20 protein-coding genes are annotated in these 21,708 nt (G+C 61.8%); 12 read left to right on the top strand and 8 right to left on the bottom strand.

Features of this window, described 5'->3' with window-relative positions; translation table 11 throughout:
• Positions 1–203 precede the first annotated feature (203 nt).
• From AC070A_RS17010 to AC070A_RS17000, 3 genes are all read left to right on the top strand, one after another.
• Complete coding sequence (locus AC070A_RS17010) at positions 204–1,382, top strand: phosphoserine transaminase (protein ID WP_058321050.1); 1,179 nt, start codon at positions 204–206, stop codon at positions 1,380–1,382.
• A gap of 133 nt (positions 1,383–1,515) precedes the next feature.
• The gene (gene serA / locus AC070A_RS17005) at positions 1,516–3,111 is read left to right on the top strand and encodes a phosphoglycerate dehydrogenase (RefSeq protein WP_058321051.1); all 1,596 of its coding nucleotides are present in this window, start codon (positions 1,516–1,518) and stop codon (positions 3,109–3,111) included.
• 118 nt (positions 3,112–3,229) lie between these two features.
• Entirely contained in the window at positions 3,230–3,736 is a 507-nt protein-coding gene (locus AC070A_RS17000; RefSeq protein ID WP_057254706.1) for a GNAT family N-acetyltransferase, read from the top strand.
• A gap of 302 nt (positions 3,737–4,038) precedes the next feature.
• Here AC070A_RS17000 and AC070A_RS16995 read toward each other — a convergent pair whose 3' ends face one another.
• The gene (locus AC070A_RS16995; protein ID WP_112997167.1) at positions 4,039–4,920 is read right to left on the bottom strand and encodes a DMT family transporter; all 882 of its coding nucleotides are present in this window, start codon (positions 4,918–4,920) and stop codon (positions 4,039–4,041) included.
• Positions 4,921–5,125: 205 nt separating this feature from the next.
• Here AC070A_RS16995 and AC070A_RS16990 point away from each other — a divergent pair, with 205 nt between their 5' ends.
• Positions 5,126–6,424 (top strand): adenylosuccinate synthase, encoded by a 1,299-nt coding sequence (locus AC070A_RS16990; RefSeq protein WP_057254708.1) that lies wholly within the window; start codon positions 5,126–5,128, stop codon positions 6,422–6,424.
• A 63-nt stretch (positions 6,425–6,487) separates the two neighbouring features.
• On the top strand, positions 6,488–8,803 hold the full coding sequence (locus tag AC070A_RS16985) for a hypothetical protein (protein WP_113479394.1): 2,316 nt from the start codon (positions 6,488–6,490) through the stop codon (positions 8,801–8,803).
• Positions 8,804–8,917: 114 nt separating this feature from the next.
• Here the strand turns inward: AC070A_RS16985 and rpoH are convergent, their stop codons facing one another.
• Both rpoH and AC070A_RS16975 read right to left on the bottom strand, forming a co-directional pair.
• Positions 8,918–9,823, bottom strand: coding sequence for an RNA polymerase sigma factor RpoH (gene rpoH / locus AC070A_RS16980; RefSeq protein ID WP_057254710.1), 906 nt, complete (start codon positions 9,821–9,823; stop codon positions 8,918–8,920).
• Between the two features lie 212 nt (positions 9,824–10,035).
• Positions 10,036–11,064, bottom strand: a complete 1,029-nt coding sequence (locus tag AC070A_RS16975; RefSeq protein ID WP_058325932.1) for an RluA family pseudouridine synthase — start codon at positions 11,062–11,064, stop codon at positions 10,036–10,038.
• A gap of 28 nt (positions 11,065–11,092) precedes the next feature.
• Here AC070A_RS16975 and AC070A_RS16970 point away from each other — a divergent pair, with 28 nt between their 5' ends.
• Together AC070A_RS16970 and AC070A_RS16965 are read left to right on the top strand one after the other, a co-directional pair.
• Positions 11,093–11,476, top strand: a complete 384-nt coding sequence (locus tag AC070A_RS16970) for a hypothetical protein (protein WP_057254711.1) — start codon at positions 11,093–11,095, stop codon at positions 11,474–11,476.
• A gap of 4 nt (positions 11,477–11,480) precedes the next feature.
• On the top strand, positions 11,481–12,317 hold the full coding sequence (locus AC070A_RS16965) for a TrmH family RNA methyltransferase (RefSeq protein WP_057254712.1): 837 nt from the start codon (positions 11,481–11,483) through the stop codon (positions 12,315–12,317).
• Positions 12,318–12,425: 108 nt separating this feature from the next.
• Here AC070A_RS16965 and AC070A_RS16960 read toward each other — a convergent pair whose 3' ends face one another.
• Both AC070A_RS16960 and AC070A_RS16955 read right to left on the bottom strand, forming a co-directional pair.
• The gene (locus AC070A_RS16960; protein ID WP_057254713.1) at positions 12,426–13,595 is read right to left on the bottom strand and encodes a coiled-coil domain-containing protein; all 1,170 of its coding nucleotides are present in this window, start codon (positions 13,593–13,595) and stop codon (positions 12,426–12,428) included.
• Positions 13,596–13,859: 264 nt separating this feature from the next.
• The gene (locus AC070A_RS16955) at positions 13,860–14,450 is read right to left on the bottom strand and encodes a DUF1134 domain-containing protein (protein WP_057254714.1); all 591 of its coding nucleotides are present in this window, start codon (positions 14,448–14,450) and stop codon (positions 13,860–13,862) included.
• A 275-nt stretch (positions 14,451–14,725) separates the two neighbouring features.
• Between AC070A_RS16955 and chpT the strand changes: the two genes are divergently transcribed.
• Both chpT and AC070A_RS16945 read left to right on the top strand, forming a co-directional pair.
• Positions 14,726–15,370 carry a histidine phosphotransferase ChpT gene (chpT, locus tag AC070A_RS16950; protein ID WP_057254715.1) on the top strand — a complete coding sequence of 215 codons (645 nt, stop codon included), beginning with the start codon at positions 14,726–14,728 and terminating at the stop codon, positions 15,368–15,370.
• A 259-nt stretch (positions 15,371–15,629) separates the two neighbouring features.
• A complete protein-coding gene (locus AC070A_RS16945) occupies positions 15,630–15,992 on the top strand; it encodes a response regulator (RefSeq protein ID WP_057254716.1) in 363 nt (120 codons plus the stop codon).
• Between the two features lie 322 nt (positions 15,993–16,314).
• Here AC070A_RS16945 and ctrA read toward each other — a convergent pair whose 3' ends face one another.
• Complete coding sequence (ctrA, locus tag AC070A_RS16940) at positions 16,315–17,016, bottom strand: response regulator transcription factor CtrA (protein WP_025424706.1); 702 nt, start codon at positions 17,014–17,016, stop codon at positions 16,315–16,317.
• 441 nt (positions 17,017–17,457) lie between these two features.
• On the opposite strand from ctrA, the gene AC070A_RS16935 reads away from it, so the two are divergent.
• Positions 17,458–17,808, top strand: coding sequence for a flagellin family protein (locus AC070A_RS16935; protein ID WP_057254717.1), 351 nt, complete (start codon positions 17,458–17,460; stop codon positions 17,806–17,808).
• A gap of 301 nt (positions 17,809–18,109) precedes the next feature.
• Here AC070A_RS16935 and AC070A_RS16930 read toward each other — a convergent pair whose 3' ends face one another.
• Positions 18,110–18,391: a GNAT family N-acetyltransferase gene (locus AC070A_RS16930; RefSeq protein ID WP_057254718.1), complete on the bottom strand. Its 282-nt coding sequence runs from the start codon at positions 18,389–18,391 to the stop codon at positions 18,110–18,112.
• Positions 18,392–18,596: 205 nt separating this feature from the next.
• Positions 18,597–18,872, bottom strand: coding sequence for a CtrA inhibitor SciP (sciP, locus tag AC070A_RS16925; protein ID WP_003527546.1), 276 nt, complete (start codon positions 18,870–18,872; stop codon positions 18,597–18,599).
• A 480-nt stretch (positions 18,873–19,352) separates the two neighbouring features.
• Between sciP and AC070A_RS16920 the strand changes: the two genes are divergently transcribed.
• Together AC070A_RS16920 and mnmA are read left to right on the top strand one after the other, a co-directional pair.
• On the top strand, positions 19,353–20,102 hold the full coding sequence (locus AC070A_RS16920) for a helix-turn-helix transcriptional regulator (RefSeq protein ID WP_057254719.1): 750 nt from the start codon (positions 19,353–19,355) through the stop codon (positions 20,100–20,102).
• A gap of 319 nt (positions 20,103–20,421) precedes the next feature.
• Positions 20,422–21,651: a tRNA 2-thiouridine(34) synthase MnmA gene (gene mnmA / locus AC070A_RS16915; protein ID WP_057254720.1), complete on the top strand. Its 1,230-nt coding sequence runs from the start codon at positions 20,422–20,424 to the stop codon at positions 21,649–21,651.
• The last annotated feature ends 57 nt before the right edge of the window (positions 21,652–21,708 follow it).

The raw sequence follows: 21,708 nt of genomic DNA, 5'->3' as shown, positions 1-21,708 counted from the left end.
TCGCCTCAGCCTATTGCCAGGACGAAAGTGCCAGCCGGCAACAATCAGTCGGCAGGCATCGTTCTGCTTTTGCAGATATTGCCCGCGGCGCCATAAATTTTCTCGATTGCGACAAAGCGCTTGACTTCCGGTCCCGTCCACAATATCGACGACGGCGGGACACCCTTCCCCAACGAAGGGCTATCTATCTGGAAGGATAGCACATGGCAAAGCCTGCACAGCCGGACCTCCGTCCGAACAATACCCATTTCTCTTCTGGTCCTTGCTCGAAGCGCCCCGGTTGGACGCTCGACGCTCTCTCCGATGCTCCGCTCGGTCGTTCGCACCGCGCCAAGATCGGCAAGACGAAGCTGAAGCAGGCCATCGATCTTACCCGTGACATTCTTGAAGTGCCGGCCGATTATCGCATCGGTATCGTGCCCGCTTCCGATACCGGCGCCGTCGAAATGGCGCTGTGGTCGCTGCTCGGTCAGCGTGGCGTCGACATGGTCGCCTGGGAAAGCTTTGGCGCCGGCTGGGTGACCGATGTGGTCAAGCAGCTGAAGCTTGCCGACGTGCGCAAGTTCGAAGCCGGCTACGGCGAACTGCCTGATCTTGCCAAGGTCGATTTCGACCGTGACGTCGTCTTCACCTGGAACGGCACGACCTCCGGCGTACGGGTGCCGAACGCCGACTTCATCCCGGCCGACCGCAAGGGCCTGACCATCTGCGACGCGACCTCTGCCGCCTTTGCGCAGAACCTCGATTTCGCCAAGCTCGACGTCGTCACCTTCTCCTGGCAGAAGGTTCTTGGCGGCGAGGGCGCCCATGGCGTCATCATCCTGTCGCCGCGTGCGGTCGAGCGTCTCTTGACCTACGTTCCGGCCTGGCCGCTGCCGAAGATCTTCCGCATGACCTCGGGGGGCAAGCTGATCGAGGGCATCTTTACCGGCGAGACGATCAACACGCCGTCGATGCTCTGCGTCGAGGACTATATCGATGCGCTCCTCTGGGCGCAGCAGGTCGGCGGGCTCAAGGGCCTGATGGCCCGTGCCGACGCCAATGCGCAGGCGATCTTCGATTTCGTCGCCGCCAATGACTGGATTGCCAACCTGGCGGTCAAGGACGAGACCCGCTCCAACACCTCGGTCTGCCTGAAGATCGTCGACAGGGACGTCCTGGCGCTCGACGCCGACGGACAGGCGGCCTTCGCCAAGGGCGTGGTTGCGCTTCTCGAAAAGGAAGGCGTTGCCTTCGACATCGGCCACTACCGCGATGCACCATCGGGTCTTCGCATCTGGGCCGGCGCCACGATCGAGACCGCCGACATGAAGGCGCTGATGCCGTGGCTGACCTGGGCCTTCGAGACCCAGAAGGCAACGCTGACGCAGGCCGCGGCCTGATCAGACAAGGGGTGAGGAACAATGGACTTCGCCCGCATCTCACACCGATTTGAGTGATCCGCTTCGCTCCCCATGGGAGCGAGGCTTGGCTAACCGCATTCCCATTCAGACCTGATCTTTAAGGAGGCCTCTCATGGCACCTCGCGTTCTCGTATCCGACGAACTGTCGGAAACCGCCGTCCAGATCTTCCGCGACCGCGGCGTCGAAGTCGATTTCCAGCCGAAGCTCGGCAAGGACAAGGACAAGCTCGCCGAGATCATCGGCAACTATGACGGCCTTGCCATCCGCTCGGCCACCAAGGCGACGGAAAAGCTGATTGCAGCTGCGACCAATCTCAAGGTCATCGGCCGCGCCGGCATCGGCGTCGACAATGTCGATATCCCGGCTGCGTCGCGCCGCGGTATCATCGTGATGAACACGCCCTTCGGCAACTCGATCACGACCGCCGAACACGCGATCGCGCTGCTCTTCGCCGTTGCCCGCCAGCTTCCGGCCGCCGATAACTCGACGCAGGCCGGCAAGTGGGAGAAGTCGCGCTTCATGGGTGTCGAGATCACCGGCAAGACGCTCGGCGTCATCGGTGCCGGCAACATCGGCTCGATCGTCTGCTCGCGCGCCATCGGCCTGAAGATGCACGTTCTCGCCTACGACCCGTTCCTCTCCAAGGAGCGCGCCGAGGAAATGGGCGTCACCAAGGTCGAACTCGACGAACTGCTCGCGCAGGCCGACTTCATCACCCTGCACGTGCCGCTGACCGACAAGACCCGCAACATCCTGAGTGCCGAAGCGCTGGCCAAGACGAAGCCGGGCGTGCGCATCGTCAACTGCGCTCGTGGCGGCCTCGTCGACGAGAAAGCGCTCGCCGAAGCGATCAAGTCCGGCCATGTTGCCGGCGCCGGCTTCGACGTCTTCGAGGTCGAGCCCGCCACCGAAAGCCCGCTCTTCGGCCTGCCGAATGTCGTCTGCACGCCGCATCTCGGCGCGTCGACCACGGAAGCCCAGGAGAACGTCGCGCTGCAAGTGGCCGAGCAGATGTCGGACTACCTGGTCAAGGGTGCCGTCTCCAACGCCATCAACATGCCGTCGATCACTGCTGAGGAAGCGCCGATCCTGAAGCCGTTCATCCGGCTTGCCGACGTTCTCGGCGCCTTTGTCGGCCAGGTGACCGAAAGCGCGATCAAGGAAATCGAGATCCTCTATGACGGCTCGACCGCCGGCATGAACACCAAGGCGCTGACAAGCGCGGTTCTCGCCGGTCTGATCCGGCCGCAGGTCGCCGACGTCAACATGGTTTCGGCGCCGGTGATGATCAAGGAAAAGGGCATCATCCTCTCCGAGGTCAAGCGCGACAAGACCGGCGTCTTCGACGGCTACATCAAGCTGACGGTGAAAACCGCCAACCAGACGCGCTCGGTGGCCGGCACGGTGTTTTCGGACGGCAAGCCGCGCTTCATCCAGATCAAGGGCATCAACCTTGATGCGGATGTCGGCAGCCACATGGTCTACATCACCAACACCGACGTTCCCGGCATGATCGGCTTCATCGGCATGACGCTCGGTGACGCCGGCGTCAACATCGCCAACTTCCAGCTCGGCCGCGAGAAGGAAGGCGGCGACGCGATTGCGCTGCTTTACGTTGACGGCGCGGTTTCCGAGGCTGTTCTTGACAAGCTGCGGGCCAATCAGGCTATTCGCCAGGCAAAGCCGCTGGTCTTCAACATCGATTGACGCCGGCACTGCAAGCGGCGGTGTGATCCGCCGCTGTGCCGACCCAATCACGGGACATATCGAAGACGCACCGGTGGCCGCCGGTGCGTTTTCCTGTTTCGAACGCATGTGACGAGAAATGACCGAAATGACATTCCGCTGGCGCGAGGCAAGCCTGCCCGATCTCGCCTCCGTATCGGAGATCCAGCTTGTGGTTCACCAGGCCTTTCCCGAGGACGATGCCGTACTTGCTGACCGCATCGCCTTGAGCCCTGCCGGGTGCTTCATGCTGGACGCGGCCGGGCAGTCGCGTGGCTACGTGTTGAGCCATCCTTGGCTTCGTGGCGCGCCGCCGTCGCTGAACAGCATGCTTGGCGAAATTCCTGATGCCGCCGACACCTGGTACATCCACGATCTCGCCCTTCTGCCCGAGATGCGTGGTTCCGGAGCGGGCGGCGGAATTCTTCCTGTTCTGGAGGATGCCGCCAGAACGGAAGCGTTGCGGTCGATGTCGCTCGTCTCCGTCAACGGATCCCGCAGTTTCTGGGAGAGGCAGGGTTTTGAAGTCCGGATGGACGAGCGGCTGGCACTGAAGCTCTCAAGCTACGGCGAGGAAGCGCTCTATATGGAGCGGCTTCTTGCCTGATAAATGAAAATGGCGCCGGAAACGGCACCATTCAGGCTGCTGACAAACCCTAAAGATGGCTTTCTGCCGCGAGGGGTGTCCCGTTCCCCCTCATCCTCGCCCTTGTGGCGGGAATCCAGCAACCCGACGTCCGTCGGGTCCAAGGACTTGGGCTGATGCCGCAGGTCCAGCGGAACTGCTAGAGATTCCTGTGACGAGCACAGGAATGAGCGAGGTTTTGGGTGGCGCCAAGCCTCCCCAGCGAGCCTTCAATGAAAAGAGATATCATTGCGCGACGCCTTTTCGGCAGACGCGAGGGGTCGTCAGCGCGGACGGCCCCTTTCGGCGATCGCGATGCCGCCAAGCACCAGCAGGAGCGCGACGAGATGGAAGAGATGGAAGGTCTCGCCGATCAGGAGCACCGAAAGGAGCGTCCCGAAGACCGGAATGGCATTGATGAAAAGGCCGGCGCGGTTGGCGCCGATCATCTCGACGCCGCGGACATAGAGCACCTGCGACATCAGCGAGGGGAAGATCGCCGCATAGAGAACGATGATCCAGCCGGTGGGATCCGGCGCGATCGCCGTGCCGGTGCCGATTTCCCAGAAGAGCAGCGGCAGGGCGCTTAGAAGCGCGCCGAAGGCAGGCGCCGCGATGAAGCTTTGCCAGTGCATCGTCGGCTTGTAGCGCAGTGCGACGGTATAGCCGGCATAGACGACGCAGGCGATGATCATCAACGCGTCGCCGAAATTGAACTCGAGCGTCAACAGGCTCGAAATGTCGCCATGGGCTGCAGTCACCAATACGCCGATCAGGGTGACGGTAAAGCCGATCACCTGGGCGATCGACGCCCGCGTGCGAAACAGCACGAAGTTGAACAGGAAGATCAACATCGGAATGCCGGCCTGGAGAATAACGGCGTTGATGGCACTCGTATATTTCAGCGCCGAATAGAGCAGCGCGTTGAAGGTGGTGAAACCGATCGCGCCATAGGCGAGAAGCTGCAGCCAGTGCTTGCGGATCTTGTCCCAGTCGCGTCGGATCTGCGGCGTCATCAGCGCCAGGATGACGACCAGCGCGAAGACCCAGCGCAAGGTCGTCAGCATCATCGGGCTTACGTGTCCGACCGCCATCTTGCCGGCGACGGAATTGCCGCCCCAAAAGAGTGCGGTGACGCAGAGATAGAAGTAGGCCCTGGAATTCACGATGCTCAGACCTGTGCGGGGATGGGCGACCTGTTGCCGCGATGGCGGGAGAGACGAAGATATAGGCGCTAAATCCCGCCCTTGTCATGCAAAAAGGGCGGAACGCCGGATATAACGGGGTCGCTTTCCAGATGACAACACAGTATAGATGCGCGGGTTTGAGAACAGCGCAGCTTCGTTTGCGCGCCTGCACAGGAAGAGAATTATGACGAATGTCGTAGTGGTCGGCTCCCAATGGGGTGACGAAGGCAAAGGCAAGATTGTGGATTGGCTCTCCGAGCGCGCGGATATCGTCGTGCGCTTTCAGGGCGGTCACAATGCCGGCCATACGCTGGTAATCGACGGCGTCAGCTACAAGCTGTCGCTCCTGCCTTCCGGCGTCGTGCGTCCCGGCAAGCTTGCCGTCATCGGCAATGGCGTCGTCATCGACCCGCACGCGCTGATCGCCGAAATCGACAAGCTCGGCAAGCAGGGCATTGCGATCACGCCAGACAATCTGCGCATCGCCGACAATGCCACGCTGATCCTGTCGCTGCACCGCGAGCTCGATGGCATCCGCGAAGATGCGGCCTCCAATAGCGGCACGAAGATCGGCACCACGCGCCGCGGCATTGGCCCGGCCTACGAAGACAAGGTCGGCCGTCGCGCCATCCGTGTGATGGACCTCGCCGATCTCGATACGTTGCCGGCCAAGGTCGATCGCCTGCTGACCCACCACAACGCGCTGCGCCGTGGTCTCGGTGAAGCGGAGATCAGCCACGAGGCGATCATGCAGGAGCTTTCTTCTGTTGCCGCCAAGGTGCTGCCGTTCATGGACACCGTCTGGGTGCTGCTCGACAAGGCCCGCCGCAAGGGCGCGCGAATCCTGTTCGAAGGCGCGCAGGGCACGCTGCTCGACATCGACCACGGCACCTATCCGTTCGTCACCTCGTCGAACACGGTTGCCGGCCAGGCTGCTGCCGGCTCGGGCATGGGCCCGGGTTCTCTCGGCTATATCCTCGGCATCACCAAGGCCTATACGACGCGCGTCGGTGAGGGCCCGTTCCCGACCGAACTCACCGATGAAATCGGCCAGTTCCTCGGCGAAAAGGGCCATGAGTTCGGCACGGTCACGGGCCGCAAGCGCCGCTGCGGCTGGTTCGACGCGGCGCTGGTGCGCCAGTCCGTTGCCGCCAATGGCATCACCGGCATCGCGCTCACCAAGCTCGACGTGCTCGATGGTCTCGACGAACTGAAGATCTGCGTCGGTTATACTCTGGACGGACAGCAGATCGACCATCTGCCGGCAAGCCAAGCGCAGCAAGCTTCGGCAAAGCCAGTCTATATTACACTCGAAGGCTGGAAGGAATCGACGGTCGGCGCACGCAGCTGGGCGGAGCTTCCGGCGCAAGCGATCAAATACGTTCGCCAGGTGGAAGAACTGATCGGTGCGCCGGTTGCTCTTCTTTCGACCAGCCCCGAGCGGGACGACACAATACTTGTGACGGACCCCTTTGAGGACTAGTGTCGGCGAAATGACATTGCGTCGCGATCGCAAAGACATACCTGGGCGTATGAGAAAGTACTAATGGCGGATTTTGTTGCAGTTATTCGCAGGACCGTAGACGGCCTGTCGGAAAACACACCTGAAATGCGGGACAGGGTATACGAGAAGGCGCGCGCGGCCGTGCGCCGCCAACTCGAAAACATGAACCCGCGTCCGTCGGACGACATGATCAATCGCCAGTTGGCGAAACTCGAAAACGCCATCGTCGAGGTTGACAGCGAATACGCCGAAGCCTTGCCCGCGCTCGAAGAGACGGAGGTGGTGGAGGAAGCGACCGAAGCCGTAGCCGCCGAGCCGCCGATCGAGGACGTCGTTTCGGAGCCCGAAGCGCAGCCCGAGCCGGTTGGTGAAAGCCAGCCGGTTGCGGTTGCCGAGGAAGCGGCTCCGGAGGCCGAAAGCATTGCGGCACTCGACCACGACGCCGAGGTTTACGAGGAGCCGGCGCAGCCCGCCGAACACTACGTCGAAGCCGCAGAGGTAGCGCCGGCAGAGCCGGTTGCGGAAGAGCCGGTTGCCGAACATGTCGAAGCGACCGAGGCTCCGGTAGAGGAGCCGAGCGCCCCCGTCGTCGAAGAGCCGCAGGCGGATGCCCCGGTTTACGAGGCTGCGGAATATTCGGAGCCCGCTCCGGTCGAGACCTATGAAGAACCGGTCGTTCCTCCGTCGATAGACGAAGAACCCCGGTCTGTCGAAGAACCGACATGGGATGCTGCTCCGGCGGTGGCCGCCGAAGAAAAGTCGGCTGTCTCGGAGTGGGATCTGCCGGAATGGGAATCCGCCTCTCCAGTAGCAACGCACGCTGCTCCCACGGACCAGCAGGTCGGCGAAGAAGAGCCGGTCCATACCCCCGAGCTTCTTGGCATGCATCCGGTGGAAGAGCTGCAGCAGCATGCGCCGGCGGAGACCCCGAGGGCCGAAGCAGAGCTCCCCAAGACTGATTCCGCGCGCAACTGGTCGTTCGACGATAGTGACCCCTTTGCGCCTTTGGAGGAACGGCGAACCGAAAAGAGCGCGGAGCCGGAGATTGCCGATTGGTCCTGGCCGGTCGAGAAGACCGGACAGACGGCCTCGACCGATACCCCTCAGAGCCAGCAAGATCGTGCAGGCACAGCTTGGGATCACATCGACGACCTGCTCGGTTTCGAAGGTGCCACAGCTGCGGCGACGGCGGGTGCAGCAGCATCGACGGCTGCGCGTGAGCCGGAACGTGGCGCCGAGGCACTGGCGCCCGCGGCATCGCGGCCGGCATCTTACCGGGCCACTCCGAAGCCATCGCGCTTCAGCATCAAGCGCCTCGCCATCGCTGCAGTCACCTTGCTGGCGCTTGGCGGCGGCGGCTTCGCCTACTGGCAGAACCGGGAAGCCGGCAATGCCTGGCTTTCGGGCATCGTGGCATCGGTCACCTCGGCCGTTTCAAACATCGGTGGATCGCCGGCACAAGAGGGCGCTCCGCCGGCGGAAACCCAGGGAGAATCGACGCAGCAGGAACCGGCACAGCACGACGACACGGCGGTCCCGGACAACAGCTCGACCAAGTTCACCCAACGCCTTCTTGGTGATGGCTCGGAAGTCGACAATGGACCTGCCACCGCAAGCGGCGAGAGCGCCGCGCAGGAAGGCAAGTCCGTGGCACAGCAGACAGAGGCGAGCAAGCCCGTCGAAACGGCCACTGCCCAGGGTGGAACGGCCGGACAGGCTGCAGGCACGCCGCCTGCGGGCCAGCAGACCGGTGGTCAGCCGACGACGCCGGAGATTGCGATCGCCAATGGCGAGAAGATGTTCCTCTACGAAGAGCGTCTCGGCCAGTCTTCGCCGACGGCCATTCCAGGAACCGTTGCGTGGTCGGTAAAGGAAGAATCGCCTGGTGGCGACGCCAAGCCTGAACCGGCCATCCAGGCGCAAATCACCATTCCGGACCGGGGTCTGACCGCGTTGATGACGATCAAGCGCAACGCCGACGAGTCCTTGCCGGCCAGCCATGTCGTCGAATTCGTCTTCTCGCTGCCGCCGAATTTCGAAGGCGGCGCGATCGACAGCGTTCAGCGCGTTTCGATGAAGCGTACGGAGCAGGATCGCGGCGATGCGCTGATTGCGGTTCCGGCCAAGATCACCGACGATTTCCATATGATCGCGCTCAACGATTCGAAGGACGCGATCGGCAACAACACCGAACTGCTGCGCAGCCGGAGCTGGATCGACATTCCGCTGACCTACAGGAACGGGCGCCGCGCACTGCTGACGCTGGAGAAGGGGCCGAGCGGAACCGACGCCTTCAACCAGGCGATGCGCGCTTGGACGGCCGCACCGGCAACGGACGCGGCGACCAACAGCCAGTAAGCAAGCGCGATCGGACAGGACAAAGAAAAACCCGGCAGGAGCGATCCGCCGGGTTTTTCATTTGGCTTTTATCGATGACGGGCAGCCGTTAGCGCCCGAAAACCGTGAAGGGTGTTATGCGCCCTCGACGACCCGCAATGCATTGGCGCGCTCGAGAGCGGCCTTGCGCACGGCGTCCTGGACCTTCTCGAAGGCACGGACCTCGATCTGCCGCACGCGTTCGCGGCTGATGTCGAACTCGGCCGAAAGATCCTCGAGCGTCAGCGGCTCTTCGGTCAGGCGGCGCGCCTCGAAGATGCGGCGCTCGCGGTCGTTCAGCACCTTCATCGCATTGGCGAGCAACGCCCTGCGGTTTTCAAGCTCGTCCTGTTCGATCAGGATTTCTTCCTGGTTGTCGTGATCGTCGACAAGCCAATCCTGCCACTGGCCGGAGTCGCCTTCGCTCGCCTTGATGGGCGCGTTGAGGGAAGCGTCGCCGGAGAGGCGGCGGTTCATCGAAACCACTTCATCCTCGCTCACCTTGAGCGTGGTGGCGATTTCCTTGACTTGTTCGGGCTTCAGATCGCCCTCGTCGAGCGCCTGGATCTTGCCCTTGAGGCGACGCAGGTTGAAGAACAGCCGCTTCTGGTTGGCGGTCGTGCCCATTTTCACCAGCGACCACGAGCGCAGGATATATTCCTGGATCGCCGCCTTGATCCACCACATCGCGTAGGTGGCAAGGCGGAAGCCGCGATCGGGTTCGAACTTCTTGACGGCCTGCATCAAGCCGACATTGCCTTCGGATACGACTTCGCCGATCGGCAGGCCGTAGCCGCGATAGCCCATCGCGATCTTGGCGACGAGGCGAAGGTGGCTGGTGACCAGCTTGTGCGCTGCTTTGCGGTCGTCATGCTCCTGGTACCGCTTGGCGAGCATGTACTCTTCCTGCGGTTCCAGCATCGGAAACTTGCGGATTTCGTCGAGATAGCGATTGAGGCCGCCTTCTCCAGCGGCAATGGTCGGCAAATTGTTTCGGGCCATATGAAGCACCCCCCTTTGTCGTCTCCGGCCTCCGGTCGGCAAGCCGGGCATGTGGGTCTTCGTCAAGACCCCACGAGCCTAGAAAATAAGTACGGCGAAAGCATGATTCAAGGAGTCCGGTTTCACCAATCTGTGACGCCGGGCGACAGAAATGTCACGAACAAAGACTGAGCCTTAAATTGGAATCCCGACACCGGAATTCAAGGGCACGATCACTCTTCGCTCCGCAGGGCCTCGATCAGTTGCTCCATGTCGACAGGCACCGGTGATTCGAAATGCATGGTCTCGCCGGTCGCCGGATGTTCGAACTGCAGCATGAAGGCGTGCAGGGCCTGGCGGTGAAATTGATTGACGACGACCCTGGCCGCATCCGGCAACAAGTTCGCCTTGGTGCGGAAGGCGGCGCCGTATTCCGGATCGCCGATCAGCGGATGGCCGATATGGGCCATGTGCACGCGGATCTGGTGCGTGCGCCCCGTTTCGAGGTGGCATTCCACCGTCGACGCCAGGCAGGTGCCATCGGGCTTTTCGAGATAACGCTCGACGACCTCGTAGTGGGTGATGGCTTCGCGGGCGTCGTCGCTGTCTTCGCGCTTGACCGCGCGTTTCGTCCGGTCGACGGCACGCCCGAGTGGGGCGTCGATCGTTCCCTTCAGCTGCCGCGGACGGCCCCAGACGACGGCCCGATAGGCGCGTTCGAGCGGGCCGGTGCGGCCGTGGTCGGCAAACTGCTCCGAGAGGTGGCGGTGCGCGGCATCGTTCTTGGCGACAACCATGACGCCGCTCGTCTCCTTGTCGAGGCGATGGACGATGCCCGGGCGCTTGACGCCGCCGATGCCCGACAGGCTGCTGCCGCAATGATGGATGAGCGCATTGACCAGCGTACCGGTCCAGTTGCCGGCGCCGGGATGAACGACGAGGCCGGCTGGCTTGCAAAGCACGATCAGGTCGTCGTCTTCGTAGAGCACGTCGAGCGGGATGTCTTCGCCCTTCGGCTCCGGATCTTCCGGTTCGGGCAGGTCGATCTCGAAGACATCGCCGGGATGGACCTTCTTCTTCGCTTCGGTCACCGCCTTGCCGTTGATCGACACCGCTCCCTGTGCGATCAGGCCCTTGATCCGGTTGCGGGAGAATTCACCCGAAAGTGCGTCCGTCAGGAAGGAATCCAGGCGTCCCGCGGCATCCTCGCCCGCCGTCAGGACTTTCCTATTGGCCGTCGCTTGTTTAAAGGGGTCGTTCATTCCGTTCAAATCCGAAAAAAGGCCAACCATGACCGCAATCGAGCCCGATGACCAGGAAGACAAGCCGCTAGATCCGGCCATGGAAAATGTCCGCCGCAAGATGGTGAAGCTTCAGCTCGTCTCGGCCGGCGTCATGTTGGTCATGCTTATGGCCGTCCTTGGGACGATTGTCTACAAGCTGACGCGCACGGACGCGAAGGCGCCCGTTCAGGCCGCCACTGCCGTCGTTCCGAGCGAAGCGCCGGTCAATGCGGTCGCAGCACTGCCCGCCGGCTTCACCGTCACGAACGTGGCGCTCTCCGGCTCCCAGGTGCTCTTCTACGGCAACCTGCCGGGATCGGAGCCGCGCGCCATCGTGTTCGATATCGGCGCCGGCCGCATCGTCGCCGACATCACCGTCAGGACCAACTGACGGCATGGCGAGCGCCCTCCCGCCCGTCCAGCGCATCGACGACGCCGCCGATCCCAGGATTGCCGGCTTCGTTTCGATCAAGGAGCGCGACCTGACGGGACGGCAGGGCCGCTTCATCGCCGAAGGCACGGTCGTGCTGCGCATGCTGGCGGCTGCGCATCAAAGCGGGCGCGGCTTTGCCGCCGAGGCGATCCTGCTGCTCGAAAACCGTCTCGCCGGCGTTCAGGAAATCCTCGAACGATTTCCGTCGACGGTGCCCGTCTATGTGGCGAACGCGCAGGTGTTCGATGCGATCGCCGGCTTCAACATGCACCGGGGCGTGCTTGCGCTCGGTCGCCGCGAAGGCGCGCCCGGCCGCGACGCCTTGATCGCGTCGCTGCCGGCGTCGAGCCTCGTGCTGGCGGCCTGCGGCATCTCCAATCACGACAACATGGGGGCGCTTTTCCGCAACGCTGCGGCCTTCGGGGTCGATGCCGTGCTGATGGACGAGACGAGCTGCGACCCGATGTATCGCAAGGCGATCCGCGTCTCCGTCGGCTCGGTGCTGACGGTGCCCTTTGTGCGCGAAGGCTCGGTGGCCGCGATGCTGGAGCGGCTGCAGCAGACGGGCTTTGCGATCTGGGGGCTCTCTCCCGCCGGAGAAACCGATCTTGGCGCGATCCCCCCGGCGGCGCGTACGGCACTTCTCATGGGGACCGAAGGGGAGGGGTTGCCGCAATCCGTGCTGACCTCGATCCGCACGGCGCGAATCCGCCAGCGTCCGGGCCTCGATAGCCTCAACGTCTCGACGGCGGCCGGCATTGCCCTGCACCAGGTGGCGCTGATCAACGGCCGCATCTGACACTCAAGGTTCCCAGGCTTTCCGGTGACAGCAGGAAATGGCTCGATCCCGTGACCTGGTGACCGGCGCGTGCGCCAAAGGCGTCAATGGTCTGCCCGGCCAACGGCTCTATTCGCGCGGCAGAATGTCCTTCGCCCGCTTCGCCAAACTCTCCCGCTTGGCTGCGCCTTGCTCTTGCTCTTCACCTGCCAGCAGATTGAGGATGGGGGAGGAGGGGCCTTCGTTCGTCGCCGTCAACGCAACCATGCCGGCGGCAATTGCCGCAACCTCGTCGCGCAGAGCGTCGTCATGGGCGGCGGATTTCGAATTGGTCAGGCGTTCCGAAAGCGCGGTGGCGCGGTTGCGCAGATCATCGGCGGCTGCAGAACCAGCAATCTCGCTGGCCGGCTGATCGGGCGGGGATACGGAACCGTTGGCAGCCTGTTCGGTGGCCGGCCGGCGTTCCTTCCTCAGCGGGAAGGCGATGCCCGCGGCGCGCAGGGCCTTGGCTGCATCGCGCATTTCCTGATTGGTATCCTTCACCTTGGTCTTCAACCGTTCGATTTCTCCCGCGCGCCGCTCGAGTGCGCTTTCGCGGTCGGCGCTGGTTGCCATCTCGCGCGCCAGCTTGTCTTCCAGCCGGTGTAGCCGCGTTTCGTCGCGAGAGAGGCGAATCTCCATTTCCTTGGCATGGGTCGTCTCGGCCTTGAGATCGCCACGCAGGGCTTCGCGCTCGTCGCGCAGCGTGGCTATCCGGCTCTTCAGATGCTCGACCTCGGTCTCGCGCGCCACCAGGGTGATCCTGAGATTGTCGATTTCGGCGGCATGCTGGGCGAGGTGGACGCCGAGCTTCTGTATCTCGTCGGATTTTCCGGCATTGTCGCGCTCGACGCTGTCGAGCGTTGCCTTCATCCGTTCCAGGCGCTGCTCGAATTGCCGGATGGCAGAGCGCATGTCCGCCGCTTCGACGTTCATGTCGGCAAGCTGCGCATGCAGGTCGGCATTCTCGCCGCCAAGGCGCCGCGCCTCGTGCAAACTCTTCTCGTTGGCAAGCATCAGCGACACGCCCTTGTCGCGTTCGCGCTTCAGGGCTTGCTGCGTGCGGGCGTTTTCAGCGGCGTAAGCGGCCCGGGCAGCGTCCTTCTGTGCGCGCACCTCCTGCGGGCTGAGCGGCATGGTCGCCTTCAGTCGGTCTTCGGCAAAGCGCACGATGCGGCGGTGGATCGCCGGTGCGACCAGCAGACCGATGATGATCGCCGTCAGAAAGCCCAGGGCAAAGAGAAGCGCGAATTGGATCACGAGCTGGCCGTTTCAAAACTGTACCGGAACCGGAGTGGCTGCCGGACCTCGCGGTGCGGCAGGCACTCCTTAATTCCGCATTCTTGCACTAAACATGACGTTTCGTGCGCTGCAAGTCTCCGGCGCGGGATTTTGCCTGCGCCGACCCGACTACAGCGACCTTCGCGCGCTCTTTAGACGCGCGAAGGTCGCTGTAGCATTTTAGATCTGCTGCATAATTTTGCCCTTATATCGATGCCGATTTAAGGAATAATGCAGCTGACCTCAGAAGGGGTTCCAGGTGGGTGTTTGGGTCATCTTGAGGTAGCCGACATTGACGCCGAGCCGCGCGCCGATGCCGGTGCGGATCGGAACGACGACGATCTGTTCGTCGGTCAGCACCGTCATGCCGACGCCAGCGACGACGTAGGCCGAACCGGAGACGCCGCCGAAGCGCTTGTAGAGTGCCGGCACGCTCGGCAGATTGTAGACGAGCATCATGGCGCGGCTGCCCTGGCCGCCCCAGTCGATGCCGAGTGACGGACCCTGCCAGAAGACGCTGTGCTGGCCGGCGTTCTTGGTGTTGAGTTCGCCTTCGCCATAGGTGAGACCGGCGATGAATGCGCCGGAGCCTTCCTGGCCGAGAATGTAGCCGTTCGGCAGGCCGTAGCGCTCGAAGGCGCGTTCGACGACCTTCGCCAAGCCGCCCGAAGTTTCGCCGAAGAAACCGTGACCGGCATCGACGATTTCCTGCATCGTGTATTGGCTGTTGTTCGCAGACTGGGCATGCGCCGTCGTTTGGGCAGCAGCGACCAGGAACAGCGTGGCCAGGACAACACGGCAGGCCTGTGTGGCTGCCTTCATGATCTGATGCATCGTTTCCTCCGTCAGGCGCGAAAATTGCTCGCTTGCGGGTTTGCAGCGGCCGCCAGTCAGACCACTGTGCGACCAGTGAGGGGGCTGGACCATTTCCATGCAATTTGAACCGATGGTCTTAACAATCGGTTTACCAAATGTGGTGTCATTATGATCCACTGATGAACGCTGCGCCGGGCAGCCCATGACTTGCGTCTTTTCGCGTGAGGCTTTACCGGCGTCACGATGGCGCGTGCCCCCAAGCGGCGGGCCGGCGGAACCAACAAGGATACACGATGGCAACGAATCCGAACCTGACACTGACGGGACCCGATCTGGCCGCGCTTCTGTGCAGCCGGGTTTGCCACGACATCATCTCGCCGGTCGGTGCCATCAACAACGGCCTGGAACTGCTGGATGAGGGCGGCGCCGACGCCGATGCGATGGACCTGATCCGGACGAGCGCGCTCAACGCCTCGGTCCGCCTGAAATTCGCCCGCCTCGCATTCGGCGCATCCGGCTCGGTCGGTGCCTCGATCGACACCGGTGAAGCGGAGAAGGCGGCCAAGGATTTCGCGGCTGCCGAAAAGAAGACCGAGGTCAACTGGCACGGCCCGCGCGCGATCATCGCCAAGAACCGGGTCAAGCTGCTCCTGAACCTCTTCCTCATCGCCTATGGGGCGATCCCGCGCGGCGGTTCGATCGACGTCACGCTGGAGAACCCGGAATTCGACGCCGTCTTCACCCTGGTCGCGAAGGGCCGCATGATGCGCGTACCGCCGAGGCTGACGGAATTGCTGTCCGGTACGCCGGAGGAAGCGGTCGACGCGCATTCGATCCAGCCTTACTACACTGTGCTGCTCGGCGAGGAAGCCGGCATGACGATCGAGGTTGCATCGACCGGTGAAGAGATCATCTTCACCACCCGCGTTGCAGCCTGAGGTTTCATTTCCCGCCTGCAATCATTCTATTCAAAGTCCTTAAAACGTGCGGTCCCGCGCTTCGGCGTGGGGCCGCACATGTGCGTCATGTTTCTTTCTGCTTGCGTCCATTTCTGGAAAACTTAATGTTTTCAGATGGTTGATGCGGCGAAGAAAGGCGCTATTAAGCAAACTCCGTAACGAATTCTTTCCCAAATTTGTATAGAGTTGTTTCAAGCCTGCGAGTACGCGTATAGGTAAGTTGCGAAGGGAGTTGGACATGCGGCGCTTGATGATTGCCGACGGCTCGGATGTCGTCCGGAAAGTTGGGAAACGTATCCTGTCCGGCATGGGCTTCATGGTTTACGAGGCATCGAACAGCCTCGAGGCGCTTGTCCGCTGCGAAGCTGAACTCCCGAACATCCTGGTCATCGACGCCGGGCTGGAAGGCGCGCTCGAACTCATCGGCAACATCCGGCGGCTCCCGAACGGCCCTTCGGTGCGGATCTATTACTGCGTCGTCGAGGCGGATCTGAAGAAGATGATGGCCGGCAAGCGGGCCGGCGCCGACGACTTCCTGCTGAAGCCTTTCGACCGCAAGATCCTGACCAGTGTTTTCGCAAGCCAGTCGATGGCGGCCTGAGCACTCACGCGCACATATTCCGGATGAGATGAAAGCCGTGGCCACTGCCGCGGCTTTTGCGTGTTTGCCGCCGGCCGTTGGTTCTTCATGCGCGCGAAGGGGCTGCGCCTTTTGAGGGGGAGCGGCGTGAGATATGGCTACTTGCATCTTTCCTTTAATCGTAGCCGATTAAAGGAAAGATGCAGTGAATTAAATTGCTACAGCGACCTTTGCGCGCCTGATAAGACGCGCGGCGCTGTAGAAGCGACAAAACCCGCTCGTGGCGGGTTTTGTGAACACTCTGGGCCCGCATCATGCGGGGGCATGCAGGCCCTTGCGGGTATCAGGCGGTTTCGGCGTACTCGGCGCCATCCGGCTCGCGCAGCACGTAGCCGCGGCCCCAGACGGTCTCGATGTAGTTGGCGCCGCCGGCAGCGTTTGCAAGCTTCTTGCGCAGCTTGCAGATGAAGACGTCGATGATCTTCAGTTCCGGCTCGTCCATGCCGCCATAAAGGTGGTTCAGGAACATTTCCTTGGTCAGCGTCGTGCCCTTGCGCAGCGAAAGCAGCTCGAGCATCTGGTATTCCTTGCCGGTCAGGTGGACGCGCTGTCCGCCGACTTCGACCGTCTTGGCATCCAGGTTGACGATCAGCTCGCCGGTGGAGATGACCGACTGGGCATGACCCTTGGAACGACGGACGATGGCGTGAATACGGGCGACCAGCTCATCCTTGTGGAAGGGCTTGGTCATGTAGTCGTCGGCGCCGAAGCCCAGGCCGCGGACCTTGTCTTCGATGCCGGCCATGCCCGAGAGAATCAGGATCGGGGTCTTCACCTTGGAAAGGCGCAGCGTTCTCAAGACTTCATAGCCGGACATATCCGGCAGGTTGAGGTCGAGAAGGATGATGTCATAGTCATAAAGTTTGCCGAGATCGACGCCTTCTTCACCGAGGTCGGTGGTGTAGACATTGAAACTCTCGGACTTGAGCATCAGCTCAATGCTCTGAGCCGTTGCACTATCGTCTTCGATTAATAGAACCCGCATATTCTTCCCCTTTTCCGCCGCCCAAGGTCGTCGTGGCACCCTTACGCGATACGGATCCAGTCGTTGCCTGATTTGGAGGCTGCCACCAAATGGTTAACAAATTCTGATTCCCTCTGGCAAGGTGTATCGAGTTTGTTAAATATTTTTACCAGTCTCCTGATTTCAAACGTGAATCCAGAACGGCTAATCTCATGTGAAACATGAGGAAATGCCACTATCTGACTCTTCCGACTCGTTAATGCCAGGGCGGTCACATTTCGTGCCTCAGCATTTACGGAGCCTTAAATCATCACGCCTATGATTAACGATGCCCGTAAACGAAAGGTTACCAGCGGTAGGCTTTTGTTAATATCGCTGAAGATTTTTCGTTTCCGGCCCCGTTCGGGCCGGCTCGCGGGCAAATCAGTAACCGGGGTCTCGTTATCCACGGGAGTATTGCGTATGAAAGCACGTGAGAGCCTTGTCCGCCTGAAGGAATTTCAGGTCCGCGAGAAGCAGCGTCAACTGAACCAGCTTCAGATGATGATGGCTGAGTTCGAACGGATGACCAAGGATCTGGAAAATCAGATTATTTTCGAGGAAAAGAAGTCGGGCATCTCCGATCCCCAGCACTTCGCCTATCCCACCTTCGCCAAGGCCGCACGTCAGAGAGCCGACAATCTTCAGGTTTCCATTCGCGAACTGAAGGCGCAGCAGGATGCTGCCGAGCTCGCGCTCGAAGAAGTGCAGGCTGAATACGCGAAGGCGGCGGCCCTCGAAGAGCGGGACACATCGACCCGCCTGCGGGCATAAGCTGCGGCTCTTGCGCCCCGATCGGGCGCAGCCGAACCGCAAGCCTTTGATCTAGCGGACGATTTGATCTCCAGGTCGATTCCGGTCCGGGGAATTTGTGCGCTGGTCAGGCGGGTAGCCCGTTTCGGGGCAGATATTTCCAGCCTTGTCGGGGCATGCGTCTGGCATGACCCGATCCGGCACGATCGTGACAAGACGAAGAGACCCGCTCGATGCCTTGGCGTTCGGGCGGGTCTTCTCATTTTGAGATCAGCGCAAGTCTGTTGAGATCAGGAGAGGCTTGCCGGCGCGCAGCCGTGTCTCATGCCTGGATGACATCCTGCCATTCGGGGTGCCGCATCGTCTGCGCCTTCATGAAAGGGCAGAGCGGAATGATCTTCCAGCCGCCTTTGCGGGCTTCCTCGATAGCGTGTTTGGCGAGCGCCTGGCCGACGCCCTTGCCGCGCAAGGCATCCGGAACAAGGGTGTGATCGACGATGATCAATTGCGGCGACGTGCGCGAATAGGTCATTTCCCCGGTATGCCCCTCGACAACGGTCGAGTAGCGGCCGTGCGATCCAGTTTCCTCGTGTAAGATTTCCATGACAGCCTTCCTTGGCGAACCGGGTTTCCTTGTCCGAAAGCTAGCGCAGAAATCCGGAAATCGAAATCCACCAAACCCGTGCCGCCGGTACACAGACTGTTCCCGAAACAGCACCAATCCGCCTTTCACCGCGAGGCTGAAACGACGGCGGCGGCTCCGGGGAACCCGAAGCCGCCGCTCGACCTATGGCCCTGTAATGGGCGAACTAGTGGCGATACTGCTGGATGCGAGTGGTGCGCAGGCCGGCAAGACCATGATCGTTGATCGAGGACTGCCAGGACAGGAATTCTTCGACCGTGAGGGTATAGCGTTCGCACGCCTCCTCAAGGCTCAAAAGGCCACCGCGCACGGCGGCAACAACCTCTGCCTTGCGGCGTATCACCCAGCGCCGGGTATTCGCCGGCGGCAGATCCGCAATCGTCAGAGGGCTGCCATCGGGGCCGATGACATATTTTACACGTGGTCGCATCATTTCGGTCATGGGACTCTCTACACAAACTCAAGACCATATGACCGTGACCTTAGCCTGCCACATTTAACATTTGCCTAAGCAGGAAGTAACAATTTACTCATAATTTGAGACACTTCGGCGGGGCGCCATTTCGACCGCCCGCCCCACACAATTCATGGGGCTGCGCGCCCTATGCTTGTGAATTGCTTTGAGAAGAGCCTGGATTATCCCGGAATTGTCATGGGAGCCATGCAATTACCACATTTCACTTTAACTAAAATTCTTGGTAACGAGGCGCCGAAATAAGGATGAGCGTCGTATGCGCGCTCCCGCAATCATTCTTGGTGCATCGTCATAGTTTTCACAACCGGACGCGTTTCTTGCGCGGACAGGCCGGTAGCGGCGGCTGTATTTGTTCGCCGGGGTGAACTTCATGCCTCAGGTGATCTGAGGCGTTTTTTGTATTCTCTCGACCGGGCGCGGTGGCGCCTGGGGATGTGGTGATCGCAGATGAAGGAATCGAATGAACCGGCCTTGCTGCGCGAGGCTGAAGCGGCGGATATTTTTTCGGACGTCGATACGGCTGCCGTCCGCACCGAATACGAACTTCTGCATCTCATGCGGCGACTGATCGCCCGCTATGGTTTTGGCCATTTCATGATCGCGCGCATGCCGCTCGCCGAACAGCAGCGCTTCTCCGAGCGGCTGGTGCTCAGCAACTGGCCGTCGGAGCTCGTCCGCCAATACGACGCCTGCGAAAGCTTCCAGTCGAGCACATTGGTCGAGCGGCTGCGGTTTACGAAGCTGCCGGTAACCGGCGGACCCGAGCTCCTCGATATCGCCGCAAAGCCGGTGGACGAGGCCATGGTGCACCGGCTGCTCGCTCACCCGGAGATGGCCCGCCATTTCGCCGTGCTCCTTCACACGAGCAATGGTGATCCCTTCATCGCCATGCTGTCCGGCCGCCGCGAGGCACCGGTCGGCGTCGAATGCGCGACACTCTATCTGACGCTGGTCCAGCTTTTCGAATGCCTCGAGCGTACCTTCGACACCGGCAATTCGGCGCGCGAGAAGCTCTCGAGCCGCGAGGTGGAATGCCTGCGCTGGGCGGCTGCGGGCAAAAGCAGCGACGAGATCGCCATCATCTTGGGCATCTCGACCTACACCGTCAGCAGCTACTTCAAGAGCGCGACCCGCAAGCTCGACGCCGTCAACCGCATGCAGGCGATCGCCCGCGCCATGCGGCTGAAGCTGATCTGAGCTGGCATGACGCGTCCCAATGGACGCGCGGCGCTGTCGGGTATGGCGGCCGGCCTTGCCGCCGGACGGACAAGTTTCTATATGTCGCGGAAATGAAAGTGCTGCGGCGACCTTTGCGCGTCTCATTGGACGCGCGGCGCCTACCGCATGTTTCCTTTAATCGTAGCCGATTAAAGGACAAAAACATGCAGCAACAAAGTGCTACAGCGACCCTTGCGCGTCTGATCAGACGCGCAAGGGTCGCTGTAGAAGCCGAGCATACCGTGAGCCGAGAGTTCCTCGGCCAAGCATCGCATGAAGCGTGAAACAGGGCCGGCGCATGGATTGCCGCCCGAAGGCCGGATTGGATCCCGTGAACAGTCTCGATTTTGACCGCAAGCCCGAAGATACGCGTGTCGTCGTCGCCATGTCCGGCGGCGTCGACAGTTCCGTCGTTGCTGGCCTGCTCAAACGCGAGGGCTACGACGTTCTCGGCATCACGCTGCAGCTTTACGATCACGGCGCTGCCGTGCACCGCGCCGGCTCTTGCTGCGCCGGCCAGGACATCGACGATGCCCGCCGCGTCTGCGAAACCCTCGGCATTCCGCACTATGTGCTCGACTACGAAGCGCGCTTCCGTGAAACGGTGATCAATCCGTTTGCCGAAAGCTATATCGCCGGCGAGACGCCGATCCCCTGCGTTGCCTGCAACCAGACGGTCAAGTTCGCCGACCTGCTTGCGACCGCCAAGGAGCTCGGCGCCGATGCGCTGGCGACCGGCCACTATATCCGCTCGCGCCCGAGCCCAAGCCCGCGCTATGCCGGCCAGCGGGCGCTTTACCGGCCGACCGATGCCGAGCGCGACCAGAGCTACTTCCTGTTTGCCACGACCCAGGAACAGATCGACTATCTGCGCTTTCCGCTCGGCGGCTATTCCAAGGCCGAAACGCGCAAGTTCGCCGAGGAGATGGGCCTCGTCGTCGCCCAGAAGGCCGACAGCCAGGACATCTGTTTCGTGCCGCAGGGCAAATACAGCGACATCGTCTCCAAGCTGAAGCCGAATGCAGCCCTTTCCGGCGAGATCGTTCATCTCGACGGCCGCGTGCTCGGCACGCACGAAGGTATCCTGCACTTCACCATCGGCCAGCGCCGCGGCATCGGCATCGCCACCGGCGAGCCGCTTTACGTGGTCTATCTCGACGCGCGCTCGCGCCGCGTCATCGTCGGCCCCAAGGAGGCGCTCGAAACCCGCCGCGTCTATCTGCGCGACGTCAACTGGCTGGGCGACGAGGACGTCGAAGTGGCGGCTGCGCGCGGCTTTGACTGTTTCGCCAAGGTGCGCTCCACCCGCCAGCCGGCCCCTGCCGTGCTGGCGACGGACGAGGAGGGCATCTATGTGGAGCTCGCCGAAGGCGAAGCCGGCATCGCGCCCGGCCAGGCCTGCGCGCTCTATTCCGGCGTCGGCGAGGATGCACGCGTCTATGGCGGCGGTTTCATTCGCAAATCGGAGCGCGAAGCGAGTGCCGAAGCGGCGTTGAAGGTGCTTCTTTCGGCGCCTGCGGCCGCCTGAAGCCCTTGATTTCCGGGCTGTTGTGAAAACTTCACATTTTCCCGGAGACTTGGCTTG

The sequence above is a fragment of the Ensifer sp. GW101-20A05 genome (genome assembly GCF_059424735.1).
The sequence above is the reverse complement of the archived record's forward strand: the minus strand, read 5'-3'. Positions and strand labels throughout refer to the sequence as shown.